Source organism: Bradyrhizobium sp. 199 (genome assembly GCF_023073355.1).
In the GTDB taxonomy this organism is placed as follows: Bacteria; Pseudomonadota; Alphaproteobacteria; order Rhizobiales; family Xanthobacteraceae; genus Bradyrhizobium.
Genome location: NZ_JADPJI010000006.1, coordinates 292373 through 311655, shown reverse-complemented (window position 1 = coordinate 311655; position 19283 = coordinate 292373). Strand labels below are relative to the sequence as shown.

Genomic DNA, 19283 nt, shown 5'->3' with positions numbered 1-19283 from the left:
ACAGGACGAGCAGCGCAGGTCCCCCGCCGCCCAACTTTAAGACACCGTCAACGCGTTCCTTAACCCGTTATTTACCGTAACGGACAAAAGTCGGATTTCGAGGCAGACGACCCGCGCCGAATTCGGTTGTGTTTGCAACTGGCACGCGTGGGGAGGCTGGAGGCGCCGGGTGGGGCGCCGGAGTCGGAACCGGACAGAGTCATGAATTCGCGCGTATCGTGGAGTGTTGACGGCATCGACCCATCCGTCCGGGAGCGGGCCGAAGCTGCTGCGCGCCGCGCCGGCATGTCCCTCAATGATTGGCTGAACTCCACGCTCGGCGAGACCGCCCCGCCAGATTTTCGCGGACCTTATGACCAGCGTCCGCACCAGATGCCGCAAGCACCGAGTCAGGAAAGCCGCGAAGTCGCCGACATCCACCAGCGGCTCGACGCGATCACCCAGCAGATCGAACGCATTTCGAAGCCCGCGCAGCGCGCGGACGCTTCAAGGCAGGATTCGTCAAGACAGGACGCTTCAAGACAGGACTCGTCGCGCCAGGATCCGTCACGACCAGACGTCTCGCGCGAGCAGGGCGTCGCGCGTCAGCTCAACGATGCGATCTCGCGGCTCGATGCGCGGTTGTCGCAAATCTCCAAACCGCAGCAGCCTCAGGCGCCGCGGCCGGCACCTTCAGCTTCTCCTTCAGCTGCGCCGTCTCCGGTCGAGACGCGCCAGCGCCAGACCGATGCGGTCGAGCGTGCGGCAGCGCAGGTCTATCGCAGCTCCCCTCCCCTGAGCCCCGCGTCGTTCGACGTCGCCGTTGCCGAGATCACCGCGCGACAAAGCGAACTCGACGGCTTTACGCCCAGGCAGATGCCGCCGCGCGCCGCGCCCTCCATTGCGCCCCATGCAGCTGCCTTCGCGCCCCCCATGACACCCATGGCGCCGCATGCGCCTGCCTACGCGCCGCCGCCACCGCAGGCGGGGCCGGATTTTTCGTCGCTCGAGCGCCATGTGCTCAAGATCACGAGCCAGATCGAGTCGCTCCAGCGCCCCGACAATACCGAGCAGGCGATCAACGCCTTTCGCAGCGAGCTTGCCGAGATCCGCACCGCCATCACCGAGGCGATGCCGCGGCGCGCGATCGAATCGATCGAGAACGAGATCCGTTCGCTGCATCGGCGCATCGACGAGACGCGCTCCAACGGTACCGACGGCCAGGTCCTGTCGGGCATCGAGCACGCGCTGTCCGACATCAAGCAGGTGCTGCGCACGCTGACGCCGGCCGAGCAGCTCACCGGTTATGACGAGGCGATCCGCAATCTCGGCGCCAAGCTCGATCTGATCCTGCGCGCCAATGACGATCCCTCGACGGTGCATCAGCTCGAAAGCGCGATCACCGCGCTGCGCGGCATCGTCTCGAACGTCGCGTCCAACGAAGCGCTGGCACGCCTGTCCGAAGACGTGCAGCTGCTGTCGTCCAAGGTCGACCAGGTCACCCGCGCCTCCGGCCAGGGCGACAGCTTTGCCGTGCTTGAGCAACGCATTGCGGCGCTCACCGCGGCGCTGGAAACGCGCGAGCGGCCCCAGCCATCCGAAAGCACCGAGCATCTCGAATCCGCGATCCGCGCGCTGTCGGACCGCTTCGACCGCATGCAGGTCGGCAACGATTCGGCCTCGACCTTCGCGCATCTCGAACAGCGCGTCTCTTACCTCCTGGAGCGGATCGAAGCCGCCTCCGATCCGCGCAACGGTAACTTAAGCCGCGTCGAGGACGGCCTGCACGACATCCTGCGGCACCTGGAGCGGCAGCAGGCGACTTACTCCGCGCTGGCGGAGAGCCGCAGTTCCGCGCCACCGGCCGATTCCGGCATGGTCGATCTCGTCAAGCGCGAGCTGTCCGACATCCGATTCAGCCAGACCGAGACCAACCGCAGCACCCAGGACTCGCTCGACGCCGTCCATAGCGCGCTCGGCCATGTCGTCGATCGCCTCTCCATGATCGAGGGCGATCTGCGCGCGGTGCGGACCGCGCCGCCTGCCCCTGCGCCGCAGCCGATGCCCATGCCGATGGCCGCTCCCCTCGAGTCCGCGCCAGTCGCGCGCGAGCCGCGGCCGCAAGCACAGCAGCCGAAATACGATCCCAAGCCCGAGCTTCCGAATCCCGCCGCGCAGCAACAGGCACAATCCGCCTTCGCCGCCGCATCGCGCGAATTCCACGCCGCTGCCCCCGCCGCGCCGCCGCAGGTGCCGGCACCGATGGCGTCGCAAGTCGCACCACCCTTGCCGCCGCGCGCGATCAGCGAAATCCTGGAGCCGCACACGGCACCCCCGCGCGCTGCGCTCGCCCCCGAATTGCCGCCGGATCATCCGCTCGAGCCGGGCACACGGCCGGGCGGACGCGCCGCATCGCCCTCCGAACGCATCGCCGCCTCCGAGAGCGCGATCAGCGGCATCCCCGCTGCTGCGAAGGAGCCGGTCTCGTCGTCGAGCTTCATCGCGGCCGCCCGCCGCGCCGCCCAGGCCGCCGCCGCGCAGCCGGAAAAGCCGGCTCGCGGTGCCAAAGCTGGTGGTGCCGATCGCGCCAAGGACAAGGGCAACGACGGCGGTTCGACCATCACCTCGAAAATCCGCTCCCTGCTGGTCGGCGCGAGCGTGGTCGTGATCGTGCTCGGCACCTTCAAGATGGCGATGAATCTGCTCGAAGGCAGCAGCGCGCCGCCGGCGCCGCAGGCGATGGAGAATACGCCCAGCCAGCCCGCGCCGCCGGCGCCGCCGCGGGTGATCGAGAACAAGCCCGAGCAGGTCACGCCATCGATGACTTCGCCGACGCCGATCGGACGGCAATCCCAGAACAATGCCGCGCCGGCCGCTCCTGCGGCCAACTCGGCTTCGGTTGAAATTCCGACTGCGCCAGCCACGACGCCGGCCGCAGCTGCGACCAACAGCGACATTACCGGTGCGCTGTCGGGCACGAGCCGCGCCAAGCTCAGTCATATCCAGGTGCCGCCGAGCGAAAAGCTGCCTGACGGCATCGGCGGCCCGGGCCTGCGCACCGCCGCGATGAAGGGCGATGCGACCGCGGCCTACGAGATCGGCCTGCGCTTTGCCGAGGGCAAGGGTGTTGCGACGAATTACGACGAAGCCGCCAAATGGTACGACCGCGCGGCGCAGGCCGGCGTCGTGCCCGCGACTTTCCGCCTCGGCACGCTCTACGAAAAGGGCCTTGGCGTGAAGAAGGACGCCGACATCGCCCGCCGCTACTACACCCAGGCCGCCGAGCGCGGCAACGCCAAGGCGATGCACAATCTCGCCGTGCTCGACGCCGACGGCGGTGGACGCGGCGCCAACTACAAGAGCGCGGCGCAATGGTTCCGCAAGGCCGCCGACCGCGGCGTCGCCGACAGCCAGTTCAACCTCGGCATCCTCTATGCCCGCGGCATCGGCGTCGAGCAGAACCTCGCCGAGTCCTATAAATGGTTCAGCCTGGCAGCCGCGCAGGGCGATGCGGATGCCTCCGGCAAGCGCGACGACGTCGCAAAACGTCTCGACCCGCAATCGCTCGCTGCCGCCAAGCTCGCGATCCAGACCTTCAGCGCCGAGCCGCAGCCCGACGACGCAGTCAACGTCATGGCGCCCGCCGGCGGCTGGGACAGCGCGCCGCAGGCGAATGCAAAGCCGGCTGCGAAGGCGGTCGCGACCAAGAAGTCGGCTTCCGCAGCGCATTGAACGCGGTCCAGTTGAATTCAGGCGGGGGTGCCGCTTCACCTCTCCCCAGCGGGGAGAGGTCGGATTGCGCCTGGCGATGCGAAGCATCGTCCGGTGCAATCCGGGTGAGGGGCCGCGGCACTCACTGACACCTTAATCCCTCACCCGAAACGCATCTTCGATGCATTTCGACCTCTCCCCCAGGGAGAGGTGATCCGAGGCCTTGGCTCGCACCGGTTCAAACAAGCTCCCTCGCCCATTCACCACGCCGGAAAATTCCTGGTCCCGCCCGGCGGCGAATTCCGCTATTGAGGGACGCGGCTATCGTTCCGACCTTCCGCGAGCATTCCGCCGCAATCGATCCGTCTCGCCGGCGTATGGTCCTTCGATGCAGCTCTACCTTCCGATCGCCGATCTTCCGGTCAACGTCTTTCTGGTGCTCGCCATGGGGGCTGCGGTCGGCTTCGTCTCGGGCATGTTCGGGATCGGCGGCGGCTTCCTGATGACGCCGCTTCTGATCTTCATCGGCATCACGCCGGCGGTCGCGGTCGCCTCCGTCACGAGCCACATCGCGGCCTCCTCCTTTTCCGGCGCGCTCTCTTATTGGCGGCGACGGGCGATCGATCCGGCACTGGCGAGCGTCCTGCTCTGCGGCGGCGTGACCGGGACAGCGCTGGGCGTGTGGACCTTCACGCAGCTTCGCGCGCTCGGCCAGCTCGATCTGATGATCGCGCTCTCTTACGTCGTGCTGCTCACCACCGTCGGCAGCCTGATGTTCTCCGAAGGCCTGCGCGCCCTGATGCGGACCCGGCGCGGGGCGCTGCCGCCGCGGCGCACGCACAACTGGATCCACGGCCTGCCGCTGAAGATGCGGTTCAAGCGCTCGAAGATCTATCTCTCGGTCATCCCCGTGGTGATCGTCGGCATCATGATCGGCTTCATCGGCGCCATCATGGGGATCGGCGGCGGGTTCATCCTGGTGCCGATCATGATCTATCTCTTGCGGGTGCCGACTTCGACGGTGATCGGGACCTCGATGGTCCTGACCCTCGTCACGATGCTGTTCGCGACCATGCTGCATGCGGTGACCAACCACCTCGTAGACGCGGTGCTGGCGCTGATCCTGATGGTCGGCGGCGTCACCGGCGCGCAGTTCGGTGTCCGTGCCGGGCAGAAGATCCGCGGCGAGCAGCTGCGCCTGCTGCTCGGCCTTCTGATCCTGTCGGTCGGCATGCGCTTCGCGATCGAGCTCGGGATCCAACCTGCGGACCTCTTCACCATCCGTGAGCTCGGAGCGAGCTGATGATGCGTGCAGCTCTCGCACTCCTGCTGGTCGTGCTGCTCGGCTCGGCCGCGCGCGCCGATCGGCTGATCGTGTCGGTCTCCAACCACCGCGTCACGGTGACACCGAACTATTCCGGCGAGGAGCTGGTGCTGTTCGGTTCGGTCGAGAAGGATACGACCACGCCCGCGGATCGCACGGCCTATGATCTCGTGGTCACTGTGATGGGCCCGCGCGCCGACATGGTGACGCGGCGCAAGGAGCGGACCTTCGGGATCTGGATCAACACCGATTATCGGCAGTTCCTGCAGGTGCCGAGCTATCTGGCGCTGTTCGCCAACCGTCCCTTCGACGCGATCACCTCGCCCGAGATCGCGCGGCGGCAGCAGGTCGGGCTCAACAACGTGCTGCTGACGCAGCGGGTCGGCGGCGACTATGCCGACGTGGTGCCGAACGATGCGTTCCGCTCGGCCTTCATCCGCCTGCGCACCCAACGCGGCCTCTATCGCGAGGATCCGAGCGCGGTGACGTTCCTGACGCCGACCCTGTTCCGCACCGGCATTCCCTTGCCGGCCGAGGTGCCGATCGGCACCTACGAGGTCGAGATCAAGCTGTTTGCGAACGGCGCCTTCATCGGCAAGACCGAGACCGCGTTCGAGATCGTCAAGGTCGGCTTCGAGCAGTTCGTCGCCACCACCGCCAGGCAGAACGGCCTGATCTACGGCCTCGTCACCGCCGCGATGGCGCTGATGACGGGCTGGATGGCCTCAATCGTGTTCCGGAAGGATTGAGGGGGCGCACTGCCGCTCACCGTCATGCCCGGGCTTGTCCCGGGCATCCACGCCCTTGAGCGTGGTGACAAAGACGTGGATGGCCGGGTCAAGCCCGGCCATGACGACGAGGAAGAATGCGCGCGCTTCGTCAGGGCGCCTGCACCACCGTCGGCACACCCGGCTCCAGCAGCCGCAACCGCGTCCCGAAGCCGAGCACGTCAAAGGTCTTGCGCAGATCCTCGCTGTTCTGGCGGAAATGCGCCCAGCCTTCGGTATGCACCGGCACGATCATCGCATCGGGGAAGGCGCGTGCGGTCTCGATGGTGTCGTTGGTATCCATGGTGAGATGGAACGGGCCGCGCGTTTGCGCGGCGCCGGCAAAGGGCAGCACAACGCCGCATTTGAAGCGGCGCGCGACTTCGGCGACGCCGTCGAACCAGGTGGTATCGCCGCTGATATAGATCGCGCTGGTGTCCTTCCGGTTTGAGGACACCACGAAGCCGATGACGTCGCCCGACAGCGGCTCGATGCCGGCCGGACCGTGACGCGCCGGCGTTGCGGTGATGGTCAGCGAATTGCCGTCGCGGTCCTTGATGTGGGCGGTGGCCCAGGGCGCTAGGTCCTCGGCGTGACCACCGAGACGTTTGGCACCGGCCTCGGTGGTCAGCACGCGTTTGGCATGCGTCAGGAATTCGCGCCCCGAATTGTCGAGATTGTCCGAATGCTGGTCGTGGCTGAGCAGCACGGCATCGACCGGGCCGATCGCATCGGGCCTCACGGCGGGACCGATGGTCTTCTCCAGCTTCACGTGCGGCAGCTGGTAGGCGCCGGGCGCATCGAAGGTCGGATCGGTGAGCAGGCGGAAGCCGTCGATCTCGATCAGGGCGGTGGGGCCGCCGATCAGGGTGATGGAAATGGGCATTGATGCACTCCTGTTACGACACGGACTTTGCCGGCCGCGTCACCAGATAAATGCCGAGCGCGACCGGGATGATGCCGAGGAGGTCGCGGGCCTCCACGTGCTCGCCGAGGACGAGATACGCGAACAGCATGCCGAGCGGCGGCATCAGGAAATGATAGGCGCTGGCGGCGGTGGCGCCGCACACTTTCAGGAGATGGAACCAGAGCCAGTAGGCCAGGATCGAGCCGCCCAGCACCAGGAAGGCAAAGGCGCCGATCAGGCTCGGCGTGACATCGATCGCGTGACTATCGGCGAAGGTGAGCGCGACGGGCGTCAGCACGATGCCGGCAGCGAGGTTCTGCACGCCGTTGCCGATCCACAGGCTCCCCTTCGGTGCGAGCAGCTTGAACAGGATCGTGCCGGTGACGAGCGAAGCCAGCGAGGCCAGCGTGAACATAATCCCATGCAGGGAATCGGCGCCGACCGACAGGCGGTGCCAAACGATCGCGATCACGCCGATGACGCCGAGCAGGAGGCCGGTTGCCTTGCGCCAGGTCATGCCTTCGCCGAGCAGCAGGACCGCCAACGCGGCGGTGAAGACCGGATTGGCCGACACGATCAGGCCGCCGAGGCCCGCGGAGACGGATTGCAGGCCGGTGTAGCCGAGGCCGAGATAGAGCGCGTTGTTGGCGACGCCGAGCACGGCGAAGATCGCGGCATCGCGCCAGGATAGCGACCAGGCCTCGCCACGGATCAGCGTGGCGCCCAGGATCAAAATGCCGGCGAGCGAAAAGCGGGCGGCGAGCAGGATCAGCGGCGGGCAATGGGTGACGCCGATCTTGCCGGCGACGAAGGCGTAGCTCCAGAGCAGGCAGAACAGGCCGATGGCCAGCGGCAGCGTATTGAAGCGGCGGCTGGGAACCGGAATCGAGGGGGCGAGCGACATGAGGGCATTCTCCTGACGCTCGATCTAGGGAGGCGGCTTGTCATTTGGAAATTAAATGATTAACTCGCTGTCAGTGGTTTTTCTAATGGAGGCAGCCGATGCTCGACCTCGAGCTGCTGCGCAGCTTCGTCTCGGTGGTCGAGGCCGGCGGCTTCACCCGCGCCGGCGAACGCGTCCACCGCACGCAATCGACCGTGAGCCAGCAGATCAAGCGGCTGGAGGAAGACGTCGGCCAGGTGCTGCTGCATCGCGACGGCAAGAACGTGCGCCCGACCGAGGCCGGCGAGCGGTTGCTCTCCTATGCGCGGCGGCTGCTCTCGCTGGCCGAGGAGGCGCGCGACGTACTGCGCCAGCCTGATGCCGAAGGCGCGATCCGGCTCGGCATTCCCGAGGATTTCGCGGCGTATCGCCTGACCAAACTTTTGGGCGCATTCTCGCGCTCGCATCCTGGCCTGCGGCTCGACGTGCGTGCCGACCAGAGCAAGTACCTCGCGCGCGATCTCGATCGCGGCGAGCTCGACCTTGCGCTGTTCAAGCGTGCGGCCGGCGAGAAGGGTGCGATCGCGGTGTGGCCGGAGCGGGTGCACTGGGTCTCCAGCAAGAGCCATCCGGTCGATGTCCACGCCGCGTCCGTGCCGCTGATCGGTTTTCCGACCGGCTGTCTCTATCGGGCTGGTGCCATCCACGCATTGGAAAGCGTCGGCCGTGCCTGGCACATGGCCTATTCCTCATCGAGCCTCTCCGGTATCCAGGCCGCGGTCGCCGCCGGCATGGGCCTCAGCATCCTGTCGGAGATGTCGATCCAGTCCGACCACCGCGTGCTGACGGCGAAGGAAGGTTTTGCACCGATCAACAAGACGGAGGTCGCACTGATGGCTTCACCGGATGCGAGTCCGGCGACGCTGCGGCTTGCGGATCGTCTCGCCGAGTTCTGCGATTCGGTGCAGGCCAAAGCGGCTTGAAGCCGCTTGGGTTCGCGAGGGTTGCCGCCCGCCGCTCAATTCGCCGCGGACATCAGCCTGTCGCCGCACGCATTCGCATAAAATTTGCCGCCGCATTGGCGCTTGATGGCGGCGCAGCGGGCCGCGGGCGACGCATTCTGCGGGACCGTGAAGCCGCAACTCAGGCCGTCGGCGCTGCGCCCGGGCTTGCCGGCGGCAAACGCGGCGCTGGTGGCGGTGATGCAGACGACGAGCAGGGCCGCTGCGGCGATTTCAATCAGCAGTTTCACGGGAATGTTCCTCCACACTGATGGCTGAATTGATCCGCAATCTAGCACGGAAATCCCGGTTTCTCCGTGCTCCTCCGGGTTCCCAAAGCGGCCCATTCCTTGCATAAATTAACGCCAGCGCAGTGCACGGCGGCACCAGTGACGATACCGGTGCAGGGGCAAGACGCGTAGGGTGAGTAGTGTTCTTCGACCAGGAAATGGCAGCTTTGCAAGATCAATCGTTCCAGCCCAGCTTTCCCGCCCCCGGGCAGCCCATCGACGAACTCGCGCTGGTTGAGATCAAGGGCGCGATCCTGGCGAAGCTGCGGCTTGCCATCGGCAAGGATGCCGGCATGGCAACCCGGCACGACTGGTATCAGGCCGCGGCGCTCGCGCTGCGCGACCGCATCGTGCATCGCTGGCTCACCGCGGAGAAGCACAGCTACGACGCGGGGCGCAAGCGCGTCTATTATCTCTCGCTCGAATTCCTGATCGGCCGCCTCTTCAGCGATGCGCTCAACAATATGGGCCTTTTGAAGATCTTCGAGGTCGCGCTCGGCGATCTCGGCGTGTCGCTGCCGGAGCTGCGCAAATGCGAGCCGGACGCCGCGCTCGGCAATGGCGGCCTGGGGCGGCTTGCCGCCTGCTTCATGGAGAGCATGGCGACGCTGTCGATCCCCGCGATCGGCTACGGCATCCGCTACGATTTCGGCCTGTTCCGGCAGATCATCAATCAGGGCTGGCAGCAGGAATATCCGGACGAATGGCTGAGCTTCGGCAACCCCTGGGAATTGCAGCGGCCCGAGGTGATCTACGACATCAGTTTCGGCGGCAGCGTCGAGCATGTCGACGAGAAGGGCCGCGACCGCGCGATCTGGCGTCCGACCGAGACCGTGCAGGCGATCGCCTATGACACGCCGATCGTCGGCTGGCGCGGCCAGCACGTCAACGCGCTTCGCCTGTGGTCGGCGCGCTCGCCCGATCCGCTCAAGCTCGACGCCTTCAACAAGGGCGACTATGTCAGCGCCAGCGCCGAGCAGTCGCGCGCCGAGGCGATCTGCAAATTCCTCTATCCGAACGACGAGAGCCCGGCGGGACGCGAGCTGCGGCTGCGCCAGGAATATTTCTTCGTGTCGGCCTCGCTTCAGGATCTCATCAAGCGGCACCTGGCATCCGACGGCCAGCTGCGCAGCCTGTCGTCCAAGGTTGCGGTGCAGCTCAACGACACCCATCCGAGCCTCGCCGTCACCGAGCTGATGCGCATCCTCGTCGACCTCCACAATTTCCGCTGGGACGAGGCCTGGAAGGTCACGGTCGCCACGCTCTCCTACACCAACCACACGCTGCTCCCCGAGGCGCTGGAGACCTGGCCGGTCGAGCTGTTCGAGCGGCTGTTGCCGCGACATCTGGAGATCATCTACCGCATCAACGTGCAGCATCTGGCGCTCGCAGAGGCGCGCTGCCCCGGCGACATCGACTTCCGTGCCTCGGTCTCGTTGATCGACGAGAAGAGCGGACGCCGCGTGCGCATGGGCCAGCTCGCCTTCGTCGGCTCGCACCGCATCAACGGCGTCTCGGGAATGCATTCGGACCTGATGCGCGAGACCGTGTTCCACGATCTCAATCATCTCTATCCCGGCCGCATCACCAACAAGACCAACGGCATCACCTTCCGCCGCTGGCTGATGCTGGCGAACCCGAAGCTGACCGATCTGTTGCGCGAGACCTGCGGCGAGGCCGTGCTCGACGATCCGACCCAACTCTCTCTGATCGAGGCCCGTGCCAGCGACGTCGAATTCCAGAAGAAATTCCGCGCCGTCAAGCTCCACAACAAGACCGCGCTGGCGCGCCTGATCGGCGAGCGGCTCGGCATCAAGGTCGATCCGACCGCGCTGTTCGACGTGCAGATCAAGCGCATCCACGAATACAAGCGCCAGCTCCTCAATGTCATCGAGACGGTCGCGCTGTATCAGGCGATCAAGGACGACCCCAACGGCAATTGGGTGCCGCGGGTGAAGATCTTCGCCGGCAAGGCGGCGGCGAGCTACCGCTACGCCAAGCTGATCATCAAGCTGATCAACGACGTCGCGGAAGTCGTCAACAACGATCCCGCGGTCGGCGGCAAGCTCAAGGTCGTGTTCCTGCCCGACTACAATGTCAGCCTGGCCGAGGTGATCATTCCCGCGGCCGATCTCTCGGAGCAGATCTCGACGGCCGGCATGGAGGCCTCCGGCACCGGCAACATGAAGCTGGCGCTCAACGGCGCCATCACCATCGGCACGCTCGACGGCGCCAATATCGAGATCCGCGACCATGTCGGGGCCGAGAACATCGCGATCTTCGGCATGGAGGCCGGCGACGTGATGATCCGGCGCAAGCAGGGGCTGGACGCCTCCGACGTGATCCACAACTCGCCGAAGCTGCAGCGGGCCATCAATGCGATCGGCGCCGGCGAGTTCTCACCCGGCGATCCCGGCCGCTTCGAATCCATCGCGCATGCGCTGCGCTATCTCGACCATTACATGGTCAGCGCCGATTTCGATTCCTATTACGAAGCGCAGCGCAGCGTCGATGCGCGCTGGCAGGTGACGCCGGCATGGACCCGCGCCTCCATCCTCAACGTCGCGCGCATGGCGTGGTTCTCCTCGGACCGCACCATCCGCGAATACGCCGAGGAGATCTGGAACGTGCCGGTCAATCCGACCACGCCGCAGCTGCCGAACTTACGCGACGTCGCAGGCTGATTTTCCGCGGCGTGAAATCGGCGTTACGCCATAGGTAATTGCACAGCGAAGCAATGACTGTGATATGACGGCCGTCATTCCGGGGCGGGCTCGCAGAGCCGAACCCGGAATCTCGAGCTTTCGGGTTCGATGCTTCGCATCGCCCCGGAATGACAGACGGAAAGCGAAAATGCACGCCAGGCTCCCGCACCCCTTCGACGACGCGACGCGTGTCACCGCCGGTGACTCCAGCTGGCAAGGGCACACCAGCGAGGATTACTGGGCCTTTGTCGGCCCGTTCGGCGGCGTCACTGCCGCAACCATTTTGCGCGCGCTGATCGACCATCCGGAACGGAGCGGCGATCCGCTGGCGCTGACCGTCAATTACTGCGCGCCGATCGCCAAGGGCCCGTTCGAGCTCGACGTGCGGCTGGTGAAGGCCAATCGCTCCAGCCAGCACTGGAGCGTCGAACTCAGCCAAGGCGGCGGCGAGGTCGCAACACTCGCCACCGCGGTGTTCGCCGAGCGCCGGCCCTCCTGGGAGCACCGGGTGGCGCAATATCCCGAGGCCAAGCCGTTCGAACAGACGCTGCCGTTCCCGAAGATCGCGGCGTCCTGGGCCAATCAGTATGAATTCCGCTTCGTCGAGGGCGAGATGCGGATCGGCCCGCCGCAGGCCGAGCCGGCCAGCACCTATTCGAAGCTCTGGATCGGCGATCGCACGCCGCGCAAGCTCGACATGCTGTCGCTGATGTCGATGTCGGACGCCTTCTTCGGCCGCATCTTCCACGCCAGGCGCGCGCTGGTGCCGTTCGGCACGGTGTCGCTGACGACCTATTTCCACACCGATGCCGAAGAACTCGCGACCGAAGACATCACGCGCGTGCTCGCGACGGCAGACGCAAAGATCTTCCACAAGAGCTATGGCGACCAGAACGCCGAGCTGTGGTCGCCGAACGGACGGCTGCTCGCGACCACGACGCAGATTGCATATTTCAAGGCTTAGCCGCTTTTTCCCTCGCCCCTTGTGGGAGAGGGTGGCTCGCCGCGTAGCGGCGAGACGGGGTGAGGGGTTCTCTCCGCGCGTCATTCTCTTCGGGTTTGCGGAGAGAATCCCTCATCCGGCGCTTCGCGCCACCTTCTCCCACAAGGGGAGAAGGAAGAAACAAAAAGGGCGGCCTCGCGGCCGCCCTTTTGTAATTCAAGTGATCAGCCCTACTCCGCCGCGAGCTTCACGTCCGGGGCGGCAGCGCGGACCTCGGCGTCGACCTGGGCCTCGAACTTGGCGAAGTTCTTCTGAAACATGCCGACCAGGGCGCGGGCGGTCTTGTCGAACTCGTCCTTGTCCTTCCAGGTGTTGACCGGATTGAGGATCTCGGCCGGCACGCCCGGCAGCGCGGTCGGGACCGCGAAGCCGAAATATTTGTCGGTGCGGAATTCGACGTTGCGAAGCGAGCCGTCGAGCGCAGCGGTGAGCAGCGCGCGCGTCACCTTGATCGGCATGCGCGAGCCAACACCATACTTGCCACCGGTCCATCCGGTGTTGACCAGCCAGCAATCGACATTGTGCTGGGCAATGAGGTCACGCAGCATGTTGCCGTAGACGGAGGGGTCGAGCGGCAGGAAGGGCGAGCCGAAGCAGGTCGAGAATTCCGGCTGCGGCTCGTTGCCGAGACCGCGCTCGGTGCCGGCGACCTTGGCGGTGTAGCCGGACAGGAAGTGATACATCGCCTGCGCCGGCGAGAGCTTGGCGATCGGCGGCAGCACGCCGAAGGCGTCGGCGGCAAGCATCACCACGTTCTTCGGCTGCGGCGCGCGGCCGGTGCGCGAAGCATTCGGGATGAAGTCGAGCGGGTACGCAGAGCGCGTGTTCTCGGTCTTGGAGCCGTCGTCGAAATCCACCACGCGGGTGTCTTCGTCGAGCACGCAGTTCTCAAGCACAGCGCCGAAGCGCGTCGATGCCGCGTAGATCTCGGGCTCGGCCTCCTGCGACAGCTTGATGCACTTGGCATAGCAGCCGCCCTCGAAATTGAAGACGCCGTTCGGACCCCAGCCGTGCTCGTCGTCGCCGATCAGCGTGCGGTTGGGATCGGCCGACAGCGTGGTCTTGCCGGTGCCGGAGAGCCCGAAGAAGATCGCCGCGTCGCCCTTGGCGCCGACATTGGCCGAGCAGTGCATCGGCATCACGCCGCGTTCGGGCAGATAGTAGTTCAGCGTGGTGAAGACCGACTTCTTCATCTCGCCGGCATAATAAGACCCCCCGATCAGGACGATCTTGCGGGCGAAATCGATCGCGACGACGTTCTCCGAACGGCAGCCGTGACGTTTGGGATCGGCGCGGAAGCTCGGCATGTCGATGATGGTGAGCTCCGGCACGAAGCTCGGCAGCTCGATCGCCTCGGGGCGGATCAAGAGCGTGCGGATGAACAGCGAGTGCCAGGCGAGCTCGGTGAAGACGCGCGTCTTGATCCGGTAGGCCGGATCGGCGCCACCGTAGAGATCCTGCGCGAACAGCTTCTTGCCTTCGGCGTGCTTGAGGAAATCCTGATAGAGCGTCTCGAACTGCTCCGCGGTGATCGACTGGTTGCCGGCCCACCACATCTTCGTCTCGGTGGTGGCGTCACGCACCGTGAACTTGTCCTTCGGGCTGCGGCCGGTGAACTCGCCGGTGTCGGCGCAGAGTGCGCCGTCGGCGGACAGCACCGCCTCACCCGCGGAGAGCGAGTATTGATAGAGTTGCGGCGCACCGAGGTTCCAGTGAACCTGCTCGAGATTCTTTAAGCCGAATTTGTCGGCGCCGAAGGCACCGTTGCGCACGCCCGTCTCTTGCACGAAAAAATCCTCCTAGAACCCGCGACACTCAACGCGACCATGGTTTGGACGCCATCGCGGTCACCGTGATGATGGGCCATTCGGCCTCGGCAAAACGACCTAATAATGATGAACGCTGGCGTTGCCAAGCTGATCCCGCAGGATTTGGTTTATTCAAGGACCGCGCCAAACGTCGCGCATGTCAGCTCTGAGCAGGTGAACCAAGAAATAGCGAATGGTCGCGCAACCAAATGCAGGTTTGAGCGTTACGTCCGGTTGTTGCGACGCACAATCCCTGCTGCGTCTTCCTATCTTACCTCACCTTCGCCGATCAGTGCGAACGGCCCCACATCGCAGGGTGGCGTTGCGCGGCGACGAGGTGTCATCGAGAAAGGTTAACATCGCGCGGCGCAACGCTTCGGCACGACCGAGCTTTGGCTCGTTCTTGAGCCGCTCGAAGGTCGATGTGGTCAGGCGGGGGAGGTACCAACAGCTATGTCAAACCTTCATCAGGAATATTGAGAACAGCGCCGCATGCTTTGCAATGCACGGCATCGCTCTCATGCCGCTGCAGTCCGCAAGTTGGGCAAGGAAACCGGACCTTGTGGGGACTCAACAATGCGCGCGCCAGATTGAAGAACAAGGTTACGCCGAAAATCATGATCACGACGGTTATCAAACGACCTATTGTGCCTGGCAAGGTAATGTCGCCAAAGCCAGTCGTCGTCAGCGCGGTAACAGTGAAATACAGGGCGTCAGCATAATTCCGAATCTGATCGTTACGAAACTTCTGGGTCTCGTAAACTATTCCTGTCATGACAAATATGAAAACAGCAAGGTTCGTGACCGCAAAGATGACCTCCTCGTTGCGACGGAAGAATGAGGAATCCATGCGCAACCTAACGAGCATCTGGTAGTCACGAAGCAGTCCCAACGTCCGCAAAATCCGCAGAAAGCCACCCGCCTCGCCAGCAAGGGGCGCCAGGAACGAAACGATGGCGACTATGTCAGCCCATGTCGAGAGGCGGGCGAACTTTCGAAGCGGGTGCCGGTGGGCGAGCAGCCGTGCGGAAAAATCGGCCAATATCATTGCGCCGAATAGCAGGTCGAACGTTTCGATGATCTCACTGGGGTGCAGGAACGACGTTGCGATGATGAACAGTATGGTTACAATATCAAACGCCAGCAAAGCATAGCGGAAACCAACGGCACTGGGCGTTGTACCCTCGTAAAGGCGGCGGACGCGGCTTCTCAGGAAGATGCGGTTCACAGCTGCCATGCTCGCAGTTTGCACAGATGATTGCAGCTGGGACAACCCTAGCGCCATGTAAGATCAAAATCAGTGCGACAAGTTCGATTCCGCAGCACCAGAGCTGGCAGGGCGCATACTCATCAAAACAGCCGCAATCGTGTCGCCGGCGTACATTTGCCTACGTCGCCGGAAGCCACCTGAGCCGGTTGGTCATCTCAGCCACTATCGGGTCCCGGTTGGCCTGCTTGAGGCTCCTCAACGGAAACGCAGCGGCGGCCTGCTGTATACATTCACCCTTTTTGTTTCTCCTTCGCGCTTCTGCCATCGGAGCTTTTAGAGCGTTCTTCGAAGCGATCAGCGCCCTTGGCTAAATCGTGTCCCGTCTTGCTCTCGTTTTTCGCTTCTTCCTTAGCAGTCGCCTCGCGCAAGCCTTCAGCGGCCCGTTCCCCAGCGTTTGATGATTTTCGCTCGTCATCCATGTGAAGCACCTTCCCTGATAAACAACTCGCTTCTCCAGGAATACTCGGTGACTATCCCGGCTGAGCCGTAACAAGCGTCAATCAGATCGATTGGAGATTGTTCCAGTTCGGCGAAGCTACTCCGTCGACTGGCGCAAAGCTGGCCTCACACGAGCCGGTCGGCGTCCGGTTTATCAGCGACAGCGGACGTTACGGCGACTGAACCGATCTTCAGCTTAGGGCCAGGGCGGACTTCGTCCACCTCGCAGCTTCACTTGCCTCCCAAAGCGACACAGGCAATTCCGGCAATGGCTCCGGGCAAACTTCCGAGTAAAATTCCCGGGTTATTAAGACCGAGCGGGAGAGTAACGAAATAAAACAGAGCTGCCGAGAGCACGCCACCCAAGAGCAGACAAGCGATGCTCCTCGACCAGAGAGGCAATGATCTATCTATCATCTCGCGATCAACGCAATAGATGAGGACCGCAAGGGGAAGCCCAAACAGATAGATGAACGGCCAACCGACCAAGGTGCCGATCACTAGCAAGCCCGGCTTTCCGAGCACGACACAAAGAACGATCCATCCGATCAGCGGCCCAGCCAGTGCGAAGATGTATTGTCGGCGAACTTGTCCAGCATCGATCATGAAGGCGACGGTACTCGCGTTGCACCAAACGTGCCCTTTTCTCATCCGCTGGAAACGCCCGGTCTGAATTAGGACATTGGCAACCACATATGACCCGCGTCGGGTCAAAGGCCACGTTACTTCGGCTTTGGGTCAACTGCACCATTCGAACGACCTGTTGGCCGTTTCCGGTTCAGCTGCATAATCAGACAACGCGCCAAGCCGCTCGGATTTCACATCCGGGCCATTAGCGGACTAAGTGGTCCTTCGGTATCAGCACGAGACCGAGCAACGGATCGTCCTGAACATGGCCGAGAATAATGCCGCGGCCTCCGGCCGCGCGTGGGCAGCCTTCGTGCAAAAGTATCTTCACAGCGCTTGTTTTGATTGATCCCTTGATCACGCGGTCAACGCGTGCGCTCAAGAGTTCCCCTTGCAAACCTCGCGTGTCGCTGACCTGCTTGCGATCGTAGATGCTTGCTTCGATGATCTCGGATGCATCGATGTCGGCCGGGACCTGCTCGAACATGATGCTTCGTGGTACCACGATGGCGCAGGCAGTCGCGCCGATGCACGTCATGCAATAGATCCCCAATGAGAGCGACCATGTACGTATGTCGGCAGGCAGTTCGTTTAACATCGCACGAGAATGCCAACTCTCCGCGAAGTCCGCAACGGGTCAGAAGCGGCCTCAGGCGGCATCGCCGTGAAGGTCAGCTACGGGCCAAAAAGCTGAATCAGGTGATTAGCGTCATCTCGTACTTCATGCCCGTGTCCCCAACGGCCGAAAAGCCGAATCTTTCGTAAAGTCGCCTTGCGGGATTATTTTTGAGAACGGTCAAAAAAACCGGTTTTGCCGTCGCTCTCCAAGCCGCCAGTAGCTCTCGAAGGACTTCCGTGCCGATGCCCTTACCTTGCCGATCCGGTGCAATAAAGAATTGAAGCAGACGGACCTCTGTAGAGCTTTCTTGAACTTGAAGCCAACCGACCTCTATTCCATCAACCGCCACGATCCTGACCTCTGACAAGTTCCATAGCGCGGCAAAACTGGCCCGTTGCTTGCCGTCATCCCATATCATGAGTTCTTGGGTGTAAGGCCGCATAGTCGACAGATACAGTTCGAGCGCGAACTGGTAGTGCGCTGCGGTCGCTACATATAGATGGATGGTTCTTTCCATGTTCGGCAGCCTACCACTTGCTTGCGGCCAATGGCAGCTTCGGGGCCAACAAGCGACATTCGCGCCACAGGTACCTTAGTGTACTTCAGAATCTTTCGGAGCCTAAAGCCGTGGCTTGTCGCCGCTACCGTTCGGAGACTGCTCTATCGCAGTCCTAGGCCGCTGCAATACCATGCCATATCTTCGTGCCTCCAACCGCGCTTGACGCCTGATTCCTTGCATTCATTGTAGGTCTTGAAGTTGGCTCCGTTTCGGCAGCCTGATGGGTAGGTCCCGAAGCCACCGCCCGAAGTGGAGCATGCGACAGAGCTAACCTTCGTTGCGGGTGTCGGGGCAGCAGCATTCTGGGCGGCGTTGGCTGACGTGAGCGACAACATCGTCAGGCCGGCCAGGAGACAAACTGAAGCTTTCACCACCTTCTCCGAAATGGGGGGAGAGCGCATTGCTATCCCAAGCTGCATATTAGCATGAGATGCAACCATTGCCAGTGTGCACGTTAACTGACGCTTGGCACCTCTCGGGTGGGCGCTGCCAATGACAGGAGGAACAATAAGCATCGGGGGCGAAAGGATGCTCAGCGGCCGCAGCTCGCTGGACGACTTACGACAGGCAGTCGGGATGCGCCGCGTTTAGCTTCCGCTCTGGGTCACAAAGCGAAGAACTCAACCTGAGCAGATCTAGTCCGCCGTGCCTCATTAAGCAGACCTCAACGAGGTGCGTCGGCTACTTCTCTGATGGGCCAAATGGCGACATTCCTTGTTGGGTCTGATAATCTACTCGCCAGCGGAGACCATCGATACAAACCATGAATGGCATCAAGCAGGGATTGCTAGTTGCAGCCTTAGTCGCGGCGCTGATCATCGTCGCGTTCGGCACGTATTTCCTTTTCGCGCATCCTAGTCTCATCTCGGTCATTACCTTCTTCTCAGTCGTGCCGGTGTTCCTAATCGTGGGGTTAGGCTTCTTCAGAACCGCGAGAAGCCGGAACTAGGCGCTGTGAGACTGCTGGGGGTCAAATGCGAAGAACTCAACGTGAGCAAATCTGGTCCGCCATGCCTCAGTGAGCAGACCCCAAGGAGGCGGGTCGCTACTTCGCTGATGGGCAGACATTAACGCGCGATGCGCGCCGGGTGCTCCGGATTGCGGCGTGTGAATTCCTCAACGTCCCGCAGTCGCTCTGGCAATGGTTGCGCGCCGGCGTAGTGCCAAAGCGGCAGCCTGCTGACCAGAGGGCCTGCACCTTCAGCCATTGCTCGGCATCGGCTCGCTTAGGAGCTTTGAACGCGCGGCCCATCTCATGAAGGCAAGAGCCGCAATGCGGACAAACGGCCTTCGTCCGATCAAGTCATCGGGACTGCCGGTTTACCCCCAACTGCGGACATGGCCCTGCAATGCGCTCGCCGAAGCCCACAAGCGGCTCCGGGGCCTCGCCTA

General features: G+C 63.4%; 16 protein-coding genes. 7 read left to right on the top strand and 9 right to left on the bottom strand.

The genetic code is table 11. From position 1 onward, the window contains the following. Nucleotides 1-201: 201 nt before the first annotated feature. The 3 genes from IVB28_RS21870 to IVB28_RS21860 all read left to right on the top strand — a co-directional run bounded on the left by IVB28_RS21870 (nt 202) and on the right by IVB28_RS21860 (nt 5763). Nucleotides 202-3711 (top strand): tetratricopeptide repeat protein, encoded by a 3510-nt coding sequence (locus tag IVB28_RS21870; RefSeq protein WP_247528954.1) that lies wholly within the window; start codon nt 202-204, stop codon nt 3709-3711. A 367-nt stretch (nt 3712-4078) separates the two neighbouring features. Further along, nucleotides 4079-4993, top strand: a complete 915-nt coding sequence (locus IVB28_RS21865; RefSeq protein WP_247528953.1) for a sulfite exporter TauE/SafE family protein — start codon at nt 4079-4081, stop codon at nt 4991-4993. Next, nucleotides 4993-5763, top strand: coding sequence for a TIGR02186 family protein (locus tag IVB28_RS21860; RefSeq protein ID WP_247528952.1), 771 nt, complete (start codon nt 4993-4995; stop codon nt 5761-5763). The genes IVB28_RS21865 and IVB28_RS21860 overlap by 1 nt, the downstream gene beginning before the upstream one ends. A gap of 130 nt (nt 5764-5893) precedes the next feature. Here IVB28_RS21860 and IVB28_RS21855 read toward each other — a convergent pair whose 3' ends face one another. Beyond that, entirely contained in the window at nt 5894-6667 is a 774-nt protein-coding gene (locus tag IVB28_RS21855) for an MBL fold metallo-hydrolase (protein WP_247528951.1), read from the bottom strand. 13 nt (nt 6668-6680) lie between these two features. Beyond that, a complete protein-coding gene (locus tag IVB28_RS21850; protein ID WP_247528950.1) occupies nt 6681-7592 on the bottom strand; it encodes a DMT family transporter in 912 nt (303 codons plus the stop codon). A gap of 98 nt (nt 7593-7690) precedes the next feature. Here IVB28_RS21850 and IVB28_RS21845 point away from each other — a divergent pair, with 98 nt between their 5' ends. Continuing rightward, nucleotides 7691-8554: a LysR substrate-binding domain-containing protein gene (locus IVB28_RS21845; protein ID WP_247528948.1), complete on the top strand. Its 864-nt coding sequence runs from the start codon at nt 7691-7693 to the stop codon at nt 8552-8554. A gap of 35 nt (nt 8555-8589) precedes the next feature. On the opposite strand, the gene IVB28_RS21840 is transcribed toward IVB28_RS21845, so the two are convergent. Further along, a complete protein-coding gene (locus IVB28_RS21840) occupies nt 8590-8823 on the bottom strand; it encodes a hypothetical protein (protein WP_247528946.1) in 234 nt (77 codons plus the stop codon). Between the two features lie 206 nt (nt 8824-9029). Between IVB28_RS21840 and IVB28_RS21835 the strand changes: the two genes are divergently transcribed. Beyond that, complete coding sequence (locus IVB28_RS21835) at nt 9030-11546, top strand: glycogen/starch/alpha-glucan phosphorylase (protein ID WP_247529125.1); 2517 nt, start codon at nt 9030-9032, stop codon at nt 11544-11546. Between the two features lie 169 nt (nt 11547-11715). Then, nucleotides 11716-12531: a thioesterase family protein gene (locus IVB28_RS21830; RefSeq protein ID WP_247528945.1), complete on the top strand. Its 816-nt coding sequence runs from the start codon at nt 11716-11718 to the stop codon at nt 12529-12531. Between the two features lie 209 nt (nt 12532-12740). On the opposite strand, the gene IVB28_RS21825 is transcribed toward IVB28_RS21830, so the two are convergent. The 6 genes from IVB28_RS21825 to IVB28_RS21800 all read right to left on the bottom strand — a co-directional run bounded on the left by IVB28_RS21825 (nt 12741) and on the right by IVB28_RS21800 (nt 17849). After that, complete coding sequence (locus IVB28_RS21825; protein WP_247528943.1) at nt 12741-14357, bottom strand: phosphoenolpyruvate carboxykinase; 1617 nt, start codon at nt 14355-14357, stop codon at nt 12741-12743. A 472-nt stretch (nt 14358-14829) separates the two neighbouring features. Then, nucleotides 14830-15615 (bottom strand): potassium channel family protein, encoded by a 786-nt coding sequence (locus tag IVB28_RS21820; RefSeq protein WP_247528941.1) that lies wholly within the window; start codon nt 15613-15615, stop codon nt 14830-14832. Nucleotides 15616-15878: 263 nt separating this feature from the next. Continuing rightward, entirely contained in the window at nt 15879-16067 is a 189-nt protein-coding gene (locus tag IVB28_RS21815) for a hypothetical protein (protein WP_247528939.1), read from the bottom strand. 250 nt (nt 16068-16317) lie between these two features. Next, nucleotides 16318-16779 carry a hypothetical protein gene (locus tag IVB28_RS21810; RefSeq protein ID WP_247528938.1) on the bottom strand — a complete coding sequence of 154 codons (462 nt, stop codon included), beginning with the start codon at nt 16777-16779 and terminating at the stop codon, nt 16318-16320. 139 nt (nt 16780-16918) lie between these two features. Next, entirely contained in the window at nt 16919-17251 is a 333-nt protein-coding gene (locus IVB28_RS21805; protein ID WP_247528937.1) for a hypothetical protein, read from the bottom strand. A gap of 157 nt (nt 17252-17408) precedes the next feature. Beyond that, the gene (locus tag IVB28_RS21800; protein ID WP_247528936.1) at nt 17409-17849 is read right to left on the bottom strand and encodes a GNAT family N-acetyltransferase; all 441 of its coding nucleotides are present in this window, start codon (nt 17847-17849) and stop codon (nt 17409-17411) included. A gap of 805 nt (nt 17850-18654) precedes the next feature. On the opposite strand from IVB28_RS21800, the gene IVB28_RS21795 reads away from it, so the two are divergent. Then, nucleotides 18655-18840: a hypothetical protein gene (locus tag IVB28_RS21795; protein ID WP_247528935.1), complete on the top strand. Its 186-nt coding sequence runs from the start codon at nt 18655-18657 to the stop codon at nt 18838-18840. Nucleotides 18841-19283 lie beyond the last annotated feature (443 nt).